Raw genomic sequence first — 16,357 nt, 5'->3', positions numbered from 1 at the left:
ATTATTCGCCTTTGGACTTCTTGATGATCTCTTCGGAGATGAATTTTGGTACCTCTTCGTAGTGATCGATCTCCATGGAGTAGTTACCACGACCTTGTGTACGGGAACGAAGAACTGTGGAGTATCCGAACATCTCGGACAGTGGTACCATTGCACGGATCGCTTGTGCATTTGCGCGAGCTTCCATACCTTCGATACGACCGCGGCGGGAGTTCAGGTCACCCATTACGTCGCCCATGTACTCTTCAGGCATGATTACTTCTACTTTCATGATTGGCTCAAGGAGAACAGCGCCACATTTTTTCGCAGCTTCTTTCAAAGCGAGGGAACCTGCTACTTTAAATGCCATCTCGGAGGAGTCAACGTCATGGTAGCTACCGTCTACGATAGTAGCTTTGATATCTACCAGCGGGAAGCCAGCGATAACACCATTTTTCATTGATTCTTCGATACCCGCTTGAACAGCAGGGATGTATTCTCTTGGAACCACACCACCGACGATTTTGTTTTCAAACTGGAATCCAGCACCAGCTTCGAGTGGAGCGAACTCTACCCAAACGTGACCGAATTGACCACGACCACCGGACTGACGAACGAATTTACCTTCCACTTTAGCTGCTGTACGGAATGTTTCACGGTAAGCAACTTGTGGTGCACCTACGTTCGCTTCCACTTTGAATTCACGTCTCATACGGTCAACGATGATTTCCAGGTGAAGCTCACCCATACCGGAAATGATTGTTTGACCTGTTTCTTCATCCGTACGAGTTCTGAACGTAGGGTCTTCTTCAGCCAATTTAGAGAGGGCAATACCCATCTTGTCTTGGTCTGCTTTAGACTTAGGTTCGATCGCAACGGAGATAACTGGTTCTGGGAATGTCATGGACTCCAGGATAACCGGAGACTTTTCATCACACAGAGTATCACCAGTTGTTGTATCTTTCAAACCTACTGCAGCAGCGATATCACCGGAGTAAACCGTTTGGATCTCTTCACGGTGGTTTGCGTGCATTTGCAGAATGCGGCCTACACGCTCACGCTTGCCTTTAGTAGAGTTGAGTACATAAGAACCAGCATTCAATACACCAGAGTACACACGGAAGAAGGTCAGTCGACCAACGTAAGGGTCAGTCATGATCTTGAAAGCAAGAGCAGAGAATGGACCGTTATCGTCAGCTGGACGAGACACTTCGTCTTCGGTGTCTGGCAATGTACCTTTGATCGCCGGGATGTCTACAGGCGATGGCAGGAAAGTTACTACGTTATCCAGCATAGGTTGAACACCTTTGTTACGGTAAGAAGAACCGCACATTACTGGAACGAGTTTAACATCGATGGTACCTTTACGCAGAGCTGAACGAATTTCATCGTTAGTCAACTCTTCGCCTTCGAGGTACTTCATCATCAATTCTTCATCTTGTTCTGCAGCTGCTTCAACCAATGCCAGACGCAGTTCTTCGCATCTTTCTTTCAGGTCAGCAGGAATTTCTACAGAGTCAGATGTTTTACCCAGGTCATCAGTATAGATGATTGCCTTCATCTCGATGAGGTCAACCATTCCTTTGAACTGATCTTCAGCACCGATTGGGTATTGAACTGCTACCGGGTTAGCTCCAAGACGAGTGCGGATTTGCTCCAAGCACATGTCGAAGTTAGCACCGATGATGTCCATTTTGTTGATGTAGCAAACACGCGGAACACCGTATTTGTCAGCTTGACGCCATACGGTTTCAGTCTGTGGTTCTACACCACCCTTTGCGTCAAAAACGGTTACAGCACCGTCAAGAACGCGCAGGGAGCGCTCCACTTCTACAGTGAAGTCTACGTGACCAGGCGTATCGATGATGTTGATACGATGGCCTTTCCATTGAGCAGTAGTAGCGGCGGAAGTGATCGTAATACCGCGCTCTTGTTCTTGTTCCATCCAGTCCATGGTAGCCGCACCTTCGTGTGTCTCACCAATTTTGTGAACGCGACCAGTGTAGAACAGAATACGCTCCGTGGTAGTCGTCTTACCAGCATCAATGTGAGCCATGATACCGATATTACGCGTATTCGAGAGAGAGAACTCGCGAGCCATTAGGTATGCTCCTTCCATAACTCGTGTGTGAGAATATACGGGTATCCGAAACGGATACCCATTTTAAAATCCTACCAGCGATAGTGAGCAAACGCTTTGTTCGCTTCAGCCATCTTGTGTGTGTCTTCACGCTTTTTAACAGCTGCACCAGTGTTGTTAGCAGCGTCCATGATCTCGTTAGCAAGACGTTGTTCCATGGTTTTTTCTCCACGGTTACGGGAGTAGTTAACCATCCAACGCAGACCAAGAGTCGTACGGCGCTCTGGTTTTACTTCGATTGGTACTTGATAGTTAGCACCACCTACACGGCGAGCTTTAACTTCGAGTACTGGCATTACGTTTTTCAGTGCTTCTTCAAACACTTCCATCGGATTGCGACCTGTGCGCTCCTGAATGATGTCAAATGCGTTGTAGAGAATGTTCTGAGCTACACCACGCTTACCATCCAACATCAGGCGGTTAATCAAGCGAGTAACCAACTTGCTGTTATGAATAGGATCAGGCAGCACGTCACGACGGGTTACAGGACCTTTACGAGGCATCGTATTCCCTCCTTCTTTTCAATATAACTTCACGCCACTTCAAAGGCGTTTTCATTATTTCTTTTTCGCTGCAGCAGCTGCTTGACCTGGCTTCGGACGCTTAGTACCGTATTTGGAACGACCTTGTTTACGGTTGTTCACACCAGCAGTGTCAAGTGCACCACGAACGATATGGTAGCGTACCCCTGGCAAGTCTTTTACACGACCGCCGCGCACAAGCACGACGCTATGCTCTTGCAGGTTGTGGCCAATACCACCGATGTATGCAGTTACCTCGATACCGTTAGTCAAACGCACACGAGCGTATTTACGCAACGCGGAGTTTGGTTTTTTCGGAGTCATGGTACCTACACGAGTGCAAACACCACGTTTTTGAGGAGAGCTTTGGTTGGTTTGGCTTTTCTTGAAGCTGTTGTACCCTTTTTGAAGAGCTGGGGACTTCGACTTCACAACCTTATCCTCGCGACCTTTACGCACCAATTGGTTAATTGTAGGCATGATGTTACCTCCCTTCTTAATACCCAATCTTCAAGACCACAGATCCAGGTGAGTCATTTTTAGGCCAAATAGAAAGTCCTTGTCCAGCATTACGCAACGTGTAACAACTGACAAAAACATCATTAACCACTTTTCTTAATCGCAGCAGTAGCTGCCCCCACTTCGATCCCGCACGCTTTGCCTAATCGACGCATGGAATCTACATGGATGACTGGAACACCCTTCTCTTTGCAAAGGAGCTCGACTTTTTGGGTCAAACGCTTATCAGCATCCGTAGCGATGTAAACTGCTTCTACCTGTTGGTGTTCGACAGCTTTGATCGTCTGCTTAATGCCGATCGTCAACTCCTTGGCCCGCTCTACTTTTTCATAAGACATGATTTTCATATCCTCCAAAGTACAGATGTCAGGCACACTTGAATATAATATCAGGTGGGCTATGAGTTGTCAACGTCCCACTTCATATTTTTATTTAGGAAAGCGCCCACCGCAAATGATGGGCGCTTAACCTGCAATTACTCCACTGAAACAGCTGCTTGCTGCGCTTTCCCTGCCTCAAGCTCTGCTTCGTAATCCATCTGACTTGCCACTTTAATATTGCGATAACGCGACATACCGGTACCAGCTGGAACCAGCTTACCGATAATAACGTTCTCTTTCAAACCTAGCAAGCGGTCCACTTTTCCTTTGATCGCTGCATCGGTCAGAACGCGAGTCGTCTCCTGGAAGGATGCTGCCGACAAGAAGGAGTCCGTTTCGAGGGATGCTTTCGTGATACCCAAGAGTACTGGACGACCAACTGCTGGATTTCTGCCTTCAATGAGTACTTTCGCATTTGCTTGTTCGAATTCCGGAACTTCCACATAGGAACCTGGCAGAAGATCCGTATCCCCGCTATCAATAACACGCAGCTTGCGAAGCATCTGACGAATCATTACTTCCACGTGTTTATCGTTAATTTCTACACCCTGCATACGGTAAACTTTTTGTACCTCTTGCAAAATGTAGTTGGAAACTCCGCGCATGCCGCGAACTTTCAGCATTTCTTTCGGATCTACGGAACCCTCTGTGAGTTCATCCCCGGCATTCAGCTTGACGCCAACAGAAACCTTGATGCGAGAGCCGTACGGAGCTGCATACACTTTGTTTTCCGCTTCACCACGAACTTCGATTTCGCGACGATCTTTACCTTCGCGAATGTCGACAACTTCACCGTCAATCTCGGAGATAACGGCTTGCCCTTTCGGATTGCGCGCCTCAAACAACTCCTGAATACGCGGCAAACCTTGGGTAATATCGTCTCCCGCAACCCCACCGGTATGGAAGGTACGCATAGTCAGCTGGGTACCCGGCTCACCAATAGACTGAGCAGCAATAATACCTACTGCTTCCCCTACTTCCACCTCGGCACCTGTTGCCAGGTTGCGTCCGTAGCACAGTTTGCAGACACCATGGCTGGTGCGGCAAGCAAGTACGTTACGGATGTAAACCTCAGTGATGCCTTCTTTTTCGATATACTCGGCAACCTCTTCAGAAATCTCCTCATTGCGGCCAATAATGACTTCTTTGGTCACAGGGTGGCGCAAAGTCTCGAAGCATGTACGACCGATTAGACGGTCAGACAGCTTTTCGATCTCTTCTTTACCATCCTTAATTGCTGTAACACGAATTCCTTTATCCGTACCACAATCTTTTTCGCGGACGATCACGTCTTGGGCAACGTCTACGAGACGACGAGTCAGGTAACCCGAGTCCGCTGTACGAAGTGCCGTATCGGCGAGACCTTTCCGCGCACCGTGCGTGGAGATAAAGTATTCCAATACCGTCAGACCTTCACGGAAGTTGGATTTAATAGGCAACTCGATTATTCGACCAGACGGATTCGCCATCAGACCGCGCATACCTGCCAGCTGAGTAATCTGGGATACGTTACCGCGGGCACCGGAGTTTGCCATCATAAAGATAGCATTAAATTTATCCATCGATTTCATCAACACTTCTGTTACTTCATCCTTGGCTTTGGACCAGATGGAAATAACGCGGTCATAGCGCTCGTCTTCGGTAATCAAACCGCGACGGAACTGAGTCATGACAGTTGCAACCTTTTCGTCTGCACCATCAAGGATATCTTTTTTCTTACCTGGTACCGCGATGTCTGCTACGGCAATCGTGATACCTGCTTTTGTCGAGTACGTGAAGCCCAATTCCTTGATCTTATCGAGGATCATGGATGTTTTCATCGTACCAAAGCGACGGAAGCACTCCGAAATAATAGTTCCGAGGAAGCCTTTCTTCACAGCACCTGGATCAGGGAGGTTCTTAATGAACTCCGTAACGTTCGTACCTTTATCAAAGATAAAGCACTCGTCTGGAACCATAAATTGCAGGTTAGCTTTGGTTGGTGCATTAATGAACGGCAGATCAGCAGGGAAAATTTCATTAAAAATGACTTTCCCTACAGTCGTTACGAGAAGCGCGTTCTCTTGCTGCTCAGTAAAGCTCGTTTTGTTCAGGCGCTTCGCAGGCAGAGCGATACGTGTATGCAGGCTGATGTAGCCCTGCTGGTACGCGGCAATCGCATCATGCGGGTCACGATAAATCGTCCCCTCGCCTTTGTCGCCTTCCCGCTCCAACGTGAGGTAGTAAGAACCAAGCACCATATCCTGGGATGGCGTAACTACCGGCTTACCGTCTTTCGGGTTCAAGATATTTTGTGCTGCCAGCATGAGGATACGGGCTTCTGCCTGTGCCTCTGCAGACAACGGAACGTGAACAGCCATTTGGTCACCGTCGAAGTCCGCGTTGTACGCTGTACAAACGAGCGGATGCAGACGGATCGCGCGACCTTCTACCAATACTGGTTCAAACGCCTGGATACCCAGACGGTGCAAGGTGGGGGCACGGTTCAACAGTACTGGATGCTCGCGGATAACGTCCTCAAGTACATCCCATACCTCAGGCTGAACGCGCTCTACCTTGCGCTTTGCGCTCTTGATGTTATGAGCGAGGCCTTTTGCCACCAGCTCTTTCATCACGAACGGCTTGAAGAGCTCGAGTGCCATTTCTTTTGGCAAACCGCACTGATACATCTTCAGGTTTGGTCCTACAACGATAACGGAACGACCGGAGTAGTCAACACGCTTACCGAGCAGGTTTTGACGGAAACGACCTTGTTTACCTTTCAGCATGTGGCTGAGAGATTTCAGAGGACGGTTACCTGGTCCTGTTACAGGACGTCCACGACGCCCGTTGTCGATGAGCGCATCTACTGCTTCCTGCAGCATGCGTTTCTCGTTTTGTACGATAATGTCAGGAGCACCCAGCTCAAGCAGGCGCTTCAGACGATTGTTCCGGTTGATTACACGACGGTACAAGTCATTCAAGTCGGATGTGGCAAAGCGTCCACCATCCAATTGAACCATCGGGCGCAGCTCCGGCGGAATTACTGGCAGTACGTCAAGAACCATCCAATCCGGGTGGTTACCGGAGTTGCGGAATGCCTCGAGCACTTCCAGACGCTTGATCGCGCGGTTTCGGCGTTGGCCTTGTGCCGTTTTCAAATCTTCTTTTAACGTTTCCACATCTTTGTCCAGATCGATTTCAGCGAGCAGACGCTTGATCGCTTCTGCACCCATCATCGCTTGGAAGGAGTGGCCGTATTTCTCACGATAGTTGCGGTACTCTTTTTCGGAGAGCAGCTGCTTCTTATCGAGAGGTGTATCCCCAGCATCCGTTACCACGTAAGAAGCAAAGTAAATTACTTCTTCCAGGGAACGCGGGGACATATCGAGAACCAAGCCCATACGGCTCGGAATCCCTTTGAAGTACCAGATGTGAGAAACTGGGGCAGCCAGTTCAATGTGCCCCATGCGCTCACGACGTACTTTGGCGCGGGTTACTTCCACGCCGCAACGATCGCACACTACACCTTTATAACGTACACGCTTGTATTTACCGCAATGGCACTCCCAGTCCTTGGTCGGTCCAAAGATGCGTTCGCAGAACAAGCCGTCTTTTTCCGGTTTCAGTGTGCGGTAGTTGATCGTCTCCGGCTTTTTTACTTCCCCGAAAGACCAGGAACGGATCTTATCGGGGGAAGCCAAGCCGATCTTCATATATTCGAAGTTGTTCACGTCTATCACAGGGCGTTACCTCCCTTTTGTACCGGAATCTTACTCTTCGTTCAAGCTTCCGCCTTCGAGTACGAGGTTCAGTTTTTCACCATTGCCCTCATCCTCATCTTCCATCTCTCGCATTTCAATCTCCTGCTCATCTCCGGACAGGATCTTCACGTCCATACCCAAGCTTTGCAGCTCCTTGATCAATACCTTGAAGGACTCAGGAACGCCTGGCTCTGGAACGTTTTCGCCTTTGACGATCGCTTCGTACGTTTTCACACGTCCGACGACGTCATCGGATTTCACAGTGAGAATTTCTTGCAAGGTGTAGGCTGCACCATATGCTTCCAGTGCCCAAACCTCCATCTCCCCGAAACGCTGTCCTCCGAATTGAGCTTTACCACCCAATGGCTGCTGTGTAACGAGTGAGTAAGGACCAGTAGAACGGGCATGGATTTTGTCATCAACCAAGTGAGCCAGTTTCAGCATGTATACGCAACCGACGGTTACACGTCGATCGAACGGTTCACCTGTACGGCCATCGAACAGAATGGTTTTACCATCGCGGTCGAGTCCGGCTTCTTCCAATGTCTCGAATACTTCTGCCTGGCGTGCACCGTCAAATACTGGCGTTGCCACGTGAATACCCAGAAGCTTCGCTGCCATACCAAGGTGAGTCTCCAATACCTGACCGATGTTCATCCGCGAAGGTACGCCAAGCGGGTTGAGTACGATCTCAACTGGAGAGCCATCTGGGAGGAATGGCATGTCTTCTTCTGCCATGATCCGGGCAATAACCCCTTTGTTACCATGTCGACCGGCCATCTTGTCACCCACGGAAATTTTCCGTTTTTGAGCGATGTAGACACGTACCAGTTGATTTACGCCTGGAGGCAGCTCGTCGCCATTCTCACGCGTAAAGACTTTGACATCCACGATAATACCGGAACCACCATGCGGTACGCGCAGGGACGTATCGCGAACTTCACGAGCCTTTTCACCGAAGATCGCATGCAGGAGACGTTCTTCTGCTGTCAGCTCAGTAACCCCTTTTGGAGTAACCTTACCAACGAGAATGTCGCCATCCTGAATTTCTGCACCTACACGGATAATTCCGCGTTCGTCCAGGTTTTTCAGAGCGTCCTCACCCACGTTTGGAATATCGCGTGTGATTTCCTCTGGACCCAACTTGGTGTCACGTGCTTCGGACTCGTATTCTTCAATATGGATAGACGTATACACGTCATCTTTAACCAGTTTTTCACTCAGAAGAATCGCGTCTTCGTAGTTGTATCCTTCCCATGTCATAAACGCAACGATCACGTTACGACCGAGAGCCAATTCACCTTTTTCGGTGGATGGACCGTCACCAACGATATCGCCTTTTTCAATCCAGTCGCCACGGCTTACAATTGGGCGTTGGTTGATACACGTACCTTGGTTGGAACGGATAAATTTGTGCATCTTGTACTTATCGATATCGCCAGCGACTTTCTTGCCGTCGATTTCTTTGTAACGACGAATCCAGATTTCGCGAGCCGTTACACGCTCTACCTGACCCGGATGCTTAGCAACGATTGCTACCCCGGAATCTTGCGCTGCTTTATGCTCCATACCTGTACCGACAAACGGTGCTTGTGGAATCAAAAGCGGAACGGCCTGCCGCTGCATGTTGGAACCCATCAATGCGCGGTTCGCGTCATCGTTTTCAAGGAACGGAATCAACGCGGTTGCCACGGACACTACCTGTTTAGGGGATACGTCCATGAAGTCAACCTTGTCACGTGGAACGCTCAAGATTTCACCTTTACGGCGGCAAATAACCATGTCGTTCACAAAGCGACCAACTTCATCGAGAGGCTGATTCGCCTGTGCCACGTTAAACACGTCTTCCTCATCAGCCGTCAAATAACTGATATCGGTAAGAACATAGCCTGTCTCCGGATCGACCTTACGACGAGGCGTTTCGATAAAGCCGTAGTCGTTGATGCGAGCGAAGGAAGACAGCGAGTTGATCAAACCAATGTTTGGACCCTCTGGCGTCTCAATTGGACACATGCGGCCATAGTGGGAATGGTGAACGTCGCGCACTTCAAAGCCTGCGCGCTCACGAGTCAGACCACCAGGTCCGAGTGCAGAGAGACGACGTTTATGAGTCAGCTCAGCAAGCGGGTTTGTTTGGTCCATGAACTGAGACAGCTGCGAGCTACCAAAGAACTCCTTCAGTGATGCAATCACTGGACGGATATTAATGAGAGCTTGCGGCGTAATCTGGTTTTGATCCTGGATGGACATACGCTCACGAACCACACGCTCCATACGGGACAAACCGATACGGAACTGGTTCTGCAAGAGCTCACCCACGGAACGGAGACGACGGTTACCCAAGTGATCGATGTCGTCTGTGGAACCAACGCTATGCAAGAGGTTCATGAAATAATTGATCGCCGAAACGATATCTGCCGGCGTAATATGCTTGACTGATTTATCTACATTTCCGTTTCCGATGATCTTGATGATCTTGCCATCTTCGATCGGAGAGAAAATATTAATGGATTGCAGATGAATCGCTTCCTCTTCCAAAACGCCGCCATGCGTACGAACATCAATACCACCGATGTTTCCTTCCAGAGCTGGCAAAATGCGATCCAATACACGACGGTCAATCATTTGACCTGCCTCAGCAAAAATTTCACCAGTATCGGTATCGACCAACGTTTCTGCCAAACGCTGATTGTACAGGCGATTCTTCAGATGAAGCTTCTTGTTCATTTTGTAACGACCGACAGAAGCCAAATCATAGCGTTTTGGATCAAAGAAGCGAGAGACCAAGAGACTCTTCGCATTATCAACTGTCGGCGGCTCACCTGGACGCAGGCGCTCGTAAATCTCGATCAGCGCTTTTTCGGTAGAGTCCGTATTGTCTTTTTCCAGCGTGTTCTTGATGTATTCATCTTCACCCAGCAAGCCCAAAATCTCAATGTCAGAACCAAAGCCCAATGCACGCAAAAGGACCGTTACCGGGATTTTACGTGTACGGTCGATGCGGACATAGATTACGTCTTTCGCATCAGTCTCCAACTCCAACCACGCGCCCCGGTTCGGGATCACAGTAGCTGTGAACGTCTGCTTGCCGTTTTTGTCCACTTTGGTGTTGTAATATACACTGGGGGAACGAACAAGCTGGCTGACAATAACGCGCTCAGCACCATTAATAATGAAGGTTCCCGTTTCAGTCATGAGCGGGAAATCCCCCATGAAGACTTCTTGTTCCTTCACTTCTCCCGTCTCTTTGTTCAACAAACGTACCTTCACACGCAGAGGCGCCGCATAGGTGACGTCACGTTCTTTCGACTCGTCAACATCGTACTTCGGCTCTCCCAAGCTGTAGTCGATAAACTCCAGCACGAGATTACCTGTGAAGTCCTGGATTGGCGAAATGTCTTGGAACATCTCACGGAGCCCCTCATCAAGGAACCATTGGTAGGACTTTTGCTGAATCTCGATGAGATTTGGAAGGCCCAGCACTTCGTTAATACGTGAATACGTACGACGCTGGCGGTGTCGGCCACTTTGAATCACTTTACCTGCCAACTTATTCACCCCTCAGGTTGTGTTTTCACACACAGAAACTTGGCATTCGGCAACTTTAAGAGAGCAGACGAATGCCTCAAAAATAAAAATGGGTTAAAGCAGTAACACCATTTTTAACCCAGAGAAACTCTATTTTAAAAGAATTCCCATGTTTTTACACAAACATTCCTTTCTTTTTCATGAAAAGAAAAAATGCTTGACAGACAGGGAATTACTGAAAAATAGACATTTATCCCATATTGACATTTTATAATGCTATCATATCGGGTTATTCCCGTCAAGAAAAGTTTCCTAATGAGTCTTTCCTTGACTATTTGATCGCCCGAAAAATGTGATAGCCTTTTTTCCGGTCTATCTCTATTACTTCGTGGTAGGTTTCCTGAAGCTTCTTCAATGCTGAAGGGGCACCTTGTTTCTTTTGAATCACTACCCACATCTCGCCACCTTCAGCCAGGAGCTCATACCCTTCCGTAAAAATGCGATGGACGATTTCTTTGCCCGCTCGAATAGGTGGATTGGTCAGGATGATATCGTACTGCTTTCCCTGCACGCCGCTGTAAACATCGCTAACGAGAACCTCAACATTTTCCACGCCATTCAACTCCGCGTTACGTCGCGCCAAGCTCACAGCACGCTCGTTGACGTCAATCATCGTCACCTGTCCCTCAGCAGCAAGTCCGGCAGCAGTCAAACCGATAGGACCATAACCGCATCCCACATCCAGCACTCGAGCACGACTGGGAATGTCCATATCTTCGATGAGCAATACACTGCCGAAGTCAATCCGATCGCGCGAAAAAACACCTGCATCTGTCCAAAAACGCAGTTCTTTGCCGCGAAGCACAAACGTAAACTGCTGCTCGTCATGTGCAGCGCCCGGTCGATTGGTGTAGTAGTGATCTGCCACGTGTGATTCACCCTCTTCGCATCGATATAGAAGCAAAGCTCTCTCACTTCTACAGAAAAACCCCCTGCCGCAGGCAAGGGGATTTCCATTAGGAAGCTAACTTACTTTACTTCTACTTGTGCGCCAGCTTCTTCGAGTTTTGCTTTGAGAGCTTCTGCTTCGTCTTTGGAAACGCCCTCTTTGAGTGTTTTTGGAGCGTTGTCTACCAGGTCTTTTGCTTCTTTCAGACCCAAACCAGTCAGCTCGCGAACAACTTTGATAACGTTGATTTTGGAAGCGCCACCGCTTACCAGGTTTACAGTGAATTCAGTTTGCTCAGCAGCCGCTTCAGCACCGCCACCAGCAACTACAGCTACAGGAGCAGCAGCAGTTACACCGAATTCTTCTTCGATTGCTTTTACCAGGTCGTTCAGTTCGAGAACGGACATGCCTTTAATGGCTTCCAAGATTTGCTCTTTAGACATTTTGAAATCCTCCCATTCAAGGAAAAGTATAGTTGAAATGTTAAGCGATCAGGCGATTACGCGCCTTGACCTTCTTTTTGTTCTGCCACTGCTTTGACTGCCAGTGCAACGTTGCGCATTGGAGCTTGCAGGACGGAAAGAAGCATGGAAAGGAGACCTTCGCGGGATGGAAGAGTTGCGAGTGCTTGAATTTGATCAGCAGCAACTACTTTACCTTCGATTACGCCACCCTTGATTTCCAGCTTGTCGTTTTTCTTAGCGAATTCAGCGATGATTTTCGCTGGAGCGATGATATCGTCATTGGAGAACGCCAGCGCGTTCGGGCCAGTCAGATATTGATCCAGTTCAGTCAGGCTTTCCTTCTCAGTAGCCAAACGAGTCAGGGAGTTTTTCAACACCTGGAACTCAACACCTGCTTCACGCAATTGTTTGCGCAGCTCAGTTACTTGTGCTACTGTCAGACCGCGGTAGTCAGCTACCACTGTTGTTTGGCTTTCGCGAAGCTTAGTTGCGATTTCGTTGATCGCTTGTACCTTTTCTTCACGAATAACGGTTGGACGAATTTCTGCCATTGTTTACACCTCCCGTGCTCTAATTCCTAGAAAATGAAGAATGCCCTCGCAGACTCACGAGGGCATAATGCTTTATCGTCAAAGGAAATCTCATTTCCTCTTTCGTACATCACACGCCTCGGAGGGATATTAAGCATTGCTTTAGAAAGCTTTGCACCATCTGTCTACGGCCTATTCTTTTCATCAACAGGAACTATCTTAACAACTCCCACAAAGGAAGTCAAGTGCCATTATTTTACAGCAACGCGTACGCCAGGACCCATAGTGGAGCTCAGGGTTACATTTCTCATGTAAACACCTTTAGCTGCTGCTGGTTTCGCGCGGTTCAGCGCATCTGTCAATGCAGCCAGGTTGTCAGCCAGCTTGTCAGCATCGAAGGATGCTTTTCCGATCGGAGCGTGGATGTTACCTTGCTTGTCTACGCGATACTCAATTTTACCTGCTTTGATTTCGTTAACCGCTTTGGTTACATCAAATGTAACAGTTCCGGTTTTAGGGTTTGGCATCAGGCCTTTTGGACCGAGTACACGACCCAATTTACCTACTTCACCCATCATGTCAGGAGTAGCTACTACAACGTCAAAGTCGAACCAGCCACCTTGAATTTTCGCGATCATGTCTGCATCGCCTACATAGTCAGCGCCAGCTGCTTCTGCATCTTTTGCTTTTTCGCCTTTAGCGAATACGAGAACGCGTTGTACTTTACCAGTACCATGAGGCAATACAACAGCGCCACGGATTTGTTGGTCAGCACGCTTAGGGTCTACGCCCAAACGGAAAGCTGCTTCAACAGTTTCATCGAATTTAGCAGTAGCTGCTTTTTTAACCAGCTCGATACCTTCTGCTACTTCGTATACTTTGTTTTTATCAACGAGCTTTACAGCCTCTTGATATTTCTTACCTTTTTTCGCCATGATTAAATCTCCCTTCAATGTGGTCGTAGCGGTTAATCCTCCCACAGACAGGGGGGCACAATGTCTGTGCCCCCTTGCACTTAAGACAATTAGTCTTCGATTACGATACCCATAGAACGTGCAGTACCTTCAACCATGCGCATAGCCGCTTCAACGGATGCTGCATTCAGGTCAGGGCGCTTCAGTTCTGCGATTTCACGAACTTTATCACGCTTCAGCGTAGCAACCTTTGTTTTGTTTGGTACGCCAGAACCGGACTCGATGCCAGCAGCTTTTTTCAGAAGAACTGCAGCTGGTGGAGTCTTCGTGATGAAAGTGAAAGAACGGTCTTCAAACACGGTGATTTCCACCGGGATGATCATACCAACTTCGCTCTCTGTACGAGCATTGAATTCTTTACAGAATCCCATGATGTTAACACCAGCTTGACCGAGCGCCGGACCTACTGGAGGTGCAGGATTCGCTTTACCTGCTGGGATTTGTAATTTAATTACGCGGATAACCTTCTTAGCCACGTAAGACACCTCCTTACTTCACATGTGGTTATTACGGGGGAATGCCCCCTCCCACCGTTTGGTGAAAGTCTATGTAACGACCTTCGATCTATAGTGAGAGTGCAAGAAACCCCAGATATTGTTGTGGGATTGTTAAAACAAAATGAAATGTACCATATAGCACGATACTTTTCAAGTTGTATCCTAATCCAATTTTTGAACTTGTGTAAAGTCTAGCTCTACCGGTGTTTCGCGACCGAAGATGTCCACTAATACGCGAACCTTCTGTCTGTCCGGGTGAATCTCGATAATCTCCCCGGTGCGATTAGAAAATGGACCATCTGTGACGCGCACCATATCGCGGAGAGCAAAATCGACTCTGATTTTGGGAATTTCGATCCCCATTTGCTTGAGAATCGTATCGGCCTCTTCGGGACGCAGCGCTGTCGGCTTGGAGCCGGCGCCTGTGGATCCGACAAAGCCGGTAACCCCAGGAGTGTTACGCACGACATACCATGAGTCGTCCGTCATCACCATTTCAACAAGGACGTATCCAGGAAACACTTTTTTCGTGACGGTGCGCTTTTTGCCATCCTTAGTCTCCACTTCTTCTTCAGTGGGAACGAGAACGCGAAAGATCTTGTCTTCCATGCCCATCGACTCGAGGCGTTTCTCAAGATTCGTTTTAACCTTGTTTTCGTAACCTGAGTACGTATGAAGTACATACCATGCTTTTTCCATATCCACCAGGACGTTAACCGTCCGTCCCTCCTAAGACTTGCAAAATTACGTTCCTAGAATCAAATCGATCAAGCGCGAGATACCCAAATCAACGACGAAGAAGAACAGTGCTAACAGCACAACTGTTACGAGAACAACGAGCGTGTAGGTCGTCAATTCCTTACGGTTGGGCCAACGGACTTTCTTCAGTTCGGACATTACGTCGCCAAAAAAGTCACCGGTACGGCGAAAACTGGCTCCGATTCGTGCTAAAAAACCCACTTTGCCACCCCCTGACTTCGTCGCATCAACCATTACTTCGTCTCGCGATGAAGGGTTTGCTTCTTGTCACGGGAGCAATACTTTTTCAGTTCAACACGTTCAGTAGTGGTGCGCTTGTTCTTGGTGGAGATATAGTTACGCTCGCCACACTCGGTGCACGCCAACGTGATGTTTACTCGCATTTATTGCCACCTCCATCTCATTTCAAACCTTACTATTAATGAAAAGTACCCCGATGATAAATAGTACGGGAAAACCGCTACTTTTTCCAGACCATTTCATTCACCAAAGTAACCATAGAACAGAGAGATAAGAGTCTATGGCTACCTAAATAAATTTATCACACCGAAATACCCATGTCAAACAAAACGACTTGACAAGACGAAAGCATTTTGCTTCCATAAAAAATCCGCTATTTCCCTTTTTTGCACCGTTTACCCTACTGAAAGCAATTTCGATTTTGCTAGGAATAAAAAAGAGAGATTCTCTTTTTACAGATGAATCTCTCTTCCTTCCAAATAACGCTCCAATTTACGCTTTACACGCTGCAAGGCATTGTCGATAGATTTGACGTGACGCTTTAGCTCAACAGCAATCTGCTGATACGAGCGTCCATCCAGGTAGAGCATAAGCACCTGACGTTCCAGGTCGCTCAAAATCTCACTCATTTTACCCTCGATATCATCAAACTCCTCGCGGTTAATAAACAATTCTTCGGGATCTGTCACCTTGGTGCCAGAAATGACATCCAGTAAGGTGCGGTCAGAATCCTCATCGTAGATCGGCTTGTCCAGCGATACGTACGAATTGAGCGGAATATGCTTTTGTCTGGTAGCCGTCTTGATGGCTGTGATGATCTGACGAGTAATGCACAGCTCAGCAAAAGCTTTGAAAGAAGTGAGCTTGTCCCCTCGGAAGTCGCGAATAGACTTGTACAGTCCGATCATCCCTTCCTGCACGATATCTTCGCGGTCAGCCCCAATAAGAAAATAGGATCTCGCTTTGGCACGCACGAAGTTCTTGTACTTGTTGATCAAGTACTCCAGAGCTTCTGCGTCATTATCGCGAACCAGGTCGACTACTTCTTCGTCGGTCATCAGTTCATATTGGGCATGTTTTAACTCCTTGAGGTCAACACTCACAAATGATCCCTCCGCCAACCGGTTTCTCCAT

Annotated in this window: 15 protein-coding genes and 1 other annotated feature; all 15 genes read right to left on the bottom strand. The window is 48.2% G+C overall.

Going from position 1 to position 16,357, the window contains the following annotated elements:
- Position 1: 1 nt before the first annotated feature.
- The 15 genes from fusA to sigH all read right to left on the bottom strand — a co-directional run bounded on the left by fusA (position 2) and on the right by sigH (position 16,326).
- Positions 2-2,080 carry an elongation factor G gene (gene fusA / locus SB752_RS29795; protein ID WP_410719074.1) on the bottom strand — a complete coding sequence of 693 codons (2,079 nt, stop codon included), beginning with the start codon at positions 2,078-2,080 and terminating at the stop codon, positions 2-4.
- A 71-nt stretch (positions 2,081-2,151) separates the two neighbouring features.
- A complete protein-coding gene (gene rpsG / locus SB752_RS29790) occupies positions 2,152-2,622 on the bottom strand; it encodes a 30S ribosomal protein S7 (protein ID WP_007716226.1) in 471 nt (156 codons plus the stop codon).
- Between the two features lie 54 nt (positions 2,623-2,676).
- Positions 2,677-3,120 carry a 30S ribosomal protein S12 gene (gene rpsL, locus SB752_RS29785; RefSeq protein ID WP_005828873.1) on the bottom strand — a complete coding sequence of 148 codons (444 nt, stop codon included), beginning with the start codon at positions 3,118-3,120 and terminating at the stop codon, positions 2,677-2,679.
- 122 nt (positions 3,121-3,242) lie between these two features.
- Positions 3,243-3,497, bottom strand: coding sequence for a 50S ribosomal protein L7ae-like protein (locus SB752_RS29780; protein WP_049742223.1), 255 nt, complete (start codon positions 3,495-3,497; stop codon positions 3,243-3,245).
- A 137-nt stretch (positions 3,498-3,634) separates the two neighbouring features.
- Positions 3,635-7,261 carry a DNA-directed RNA polymerase subunit beta' gene (rpoC, locus tag SB752_RS29775; RefSeq protein ID WP_410719073.1) on the bottom strand — a complete coding sequence of 1,209 codons (3,627 nt, stop codon included), beginning with the start codon at positions 7,259-7,261 and terminating at the stop codon, positions 3,635-3,637.
- A gap of 30 nt (positions 7,262-7,291) precedes the next feature.
- Complete coding sequence (gene rpoB, locus SB752_RS29770; RefSeq protein ID WP_410719072.1) at positions 7,292-10,831, bottom strand: DNA-directed RNA polymerase subunit beta; 3,540 nt, start codon at positions 10,829-10,831, stop codon at positions 7,292-7,294.
- A gap of 310 nt (positions 10,832-11,141) precedes the next feature.
- Positions 11,142-11,738, bottom strand: a complete 597-nt coding sequence (locus SB752_RS29765) for a class I SAM-dependent methyltransferase (protein ID WP_410719071.1) — start codon at positions 11,736-11,738, stop codon at positions 11,142-11,144.
- Positions 11,739-11,839: 101 nt separating this feature from the next.
- Entirely contained in the window at positions 11,840-12,202 is a 363-nt protein-coding gene (rplL, locus tag SB752_RS29760; protein ID WP_088910278.1) for a 50S ribosomal protein L7/L12, read from the bottom strand.
- 56 nt (positions 12,203-12,258) lie between these two features.
- The gene (gene rplJ / locus SB752_RS29755; protein WP_410719070.1) at positions 12,259-12,774 is read right to left on the bottom strand and encodes a 50S ribosomal protein L10; all 516 of its coding nucleotides are present in this window, start codon (positions 12,772-12,774) and stop codon (positions 12,259-12,261) included.
- Between the two features lie 25 nt (positions 12,775-12,799).
- Positions 12,800-12,962, bottom strand: a sequence feature (ribosomal protein L10 leader region).
- A gap of 42 nt (positions 12,963-13,004) precedes the next feature.
- Positions 13,005-13,688 carry a 50S ribosomal protein L1 gene (gene rplA, locus SB752_RS29750; protein WP_410719069.1) on the bottom strand — a complete coding sequence of 228 codons (684 nt, stop codon included), beginning with the start codon at positions 13,686-13,688 and terminating at the stop codon, positions 13,005-13,007.
- 89 nt (positions 13,689-13,777) lie between these two features.
- Positions 13,778-14,203: a 50S ribosomal protein L11 gene (gene rplK / locus SB752_RS29745; RefSeq protein ID WP_005828886.1), complete on the bottom strand. Its 426-nt coding sequence runs from the start codon at positions 14,201-14,203 to the stop codon at positions 13,778-13,780.
- A 183-nt stretch (positions 14,204-14,386) separates the two neighbouring features.
- Positions 14,387-14,923, bottom strand: coding sequence for a transcription termination/antitermination protein NusG (gene nusG / locus SB752_RS29740; protein WP_049742216.1), 537 nt, complete (start codon positions 14,921-14,923; stop codon positions 14,387-14,389).
- Positions 14,924-14,968: 45 nt separating this feature from the next.
- Positions 14,969-15,217, bottom strand: a complete 249-nt coding sequence (gene secE, locus SB752_RS29735) for a preprotein translocase subunit SecE (RefSeq protein WP_410719068.1) — start codon at positions 15,215-15,217, stop codon at positions 14,969-14,971.
- On the bottom strand, positions 15,217-15,366 hold the full coding sequence (rpmG, locus tag SB752_RS29730) for a 50S ribosomal protein L33 (RefSeq protein ID WP_003392018.1): 150 nt from the start codon (positions 15,364-15,366) through the stop codon (positions 15,217-15,219). The genes secE and rpmG overlap by 1 nt, the downstream gene beginning before the upstream one ends.
- A gap of 309 nt (positions 15,367-15,675) precedes the next feature.
- Positions 15,676-16,326 (bottom strand): RNA polymerase sporulation sigma factor SigH, encoded by a 651-nt coding sequence (gene sigH, locus SB752_RS29725; RefSeq protein ID WP_005828894.1) that lies wholly within the window; start codon positions 16,324-16,326, stop codon positions 15,676-15,678.
- Between the last annotated feature and the right edge of the window lie 31 nt (positions 16,327-16,357).

The sequence above is a fragment of the Brevibacillus sp. SIMBA_040 genome (assembly GCF_046535075.1).
Lineage (GTDB): Bacteria > Bacillota > Bacilli > Brevibacillales > Brevibacillaceae > Brevibacillus.
The sequence above is the reverse complement of the archived record's forward strand: the minus strand, read 5'-3'. Positions and strand labels throughout refer to the sequence as shown.

Coding starts and splice junctions, on each gene's coding strand:
- fusA (WP_410719074.1), bottom strand. CDS start 2,080: ATGGCTCGCGAGTTCTCTCTCTCGAATACGCGTAATATCGGTATCATG.
- rpsG (WP_007716226.1), bottom strand. CDS start 2,622: ATGCCTCGTAAAGGTCCTGTAACCCGTCGTGACGTGCTGCCTGATCCT.
- rpsL (WP_005828873.1), bottom strand. CDS start 3,120: ATGCCTACAATTAACCAATTGGTGCGTAAAGGTCGCGAGGATAAGGTT.
- SB752_RS29780 (WP_049742223.1), bottom strand. CDS start 3,497: ATGTCTTATGAAAAAGTAGAGCGGGCCAAGGAGTTGACGATCGGCATT.
- rplL (WP_088910278.1), bottom strand. CDS start 12,202: ATGTCTAAAGAGCAAATCTTGGAAGCCATTAAAGGCATGTCCGTTCTC.
- rplJ (WP_410719070.1), bottom strand. CDS start 12,774: ATGGCAGAAATTCGTCCAACCGTTATTCGTGAAGAAAAGGTACAAGCG.
- rplA (WP_410719069.1), bottom strand. CDS start 13,688: ATGGCGAAAAAAGGTAAGAAATATCAAGAGGCTGTAAAGCTCGTTGAT.
- nusG (WP_049742216.1), bottom strand. CDS start 14,923: ATGGAAAAAGCATGGTATGTACTTCATACGTACTCAGGTTACGAAAAC.
- secE (WP_410719068.1), bottom strand. CDS start 15,217: ATGGTTGATGCGACGAAGTCAGGGGGTGGCAAAGTGGGTTTTTTAGCA.
- rpmG (WP_003392018.1), bottom strand. CDS start 15,366: ATGCGAGTAAACATCACGTTGGCGTGCACCGAGTGTGGCGAGCGTAAC.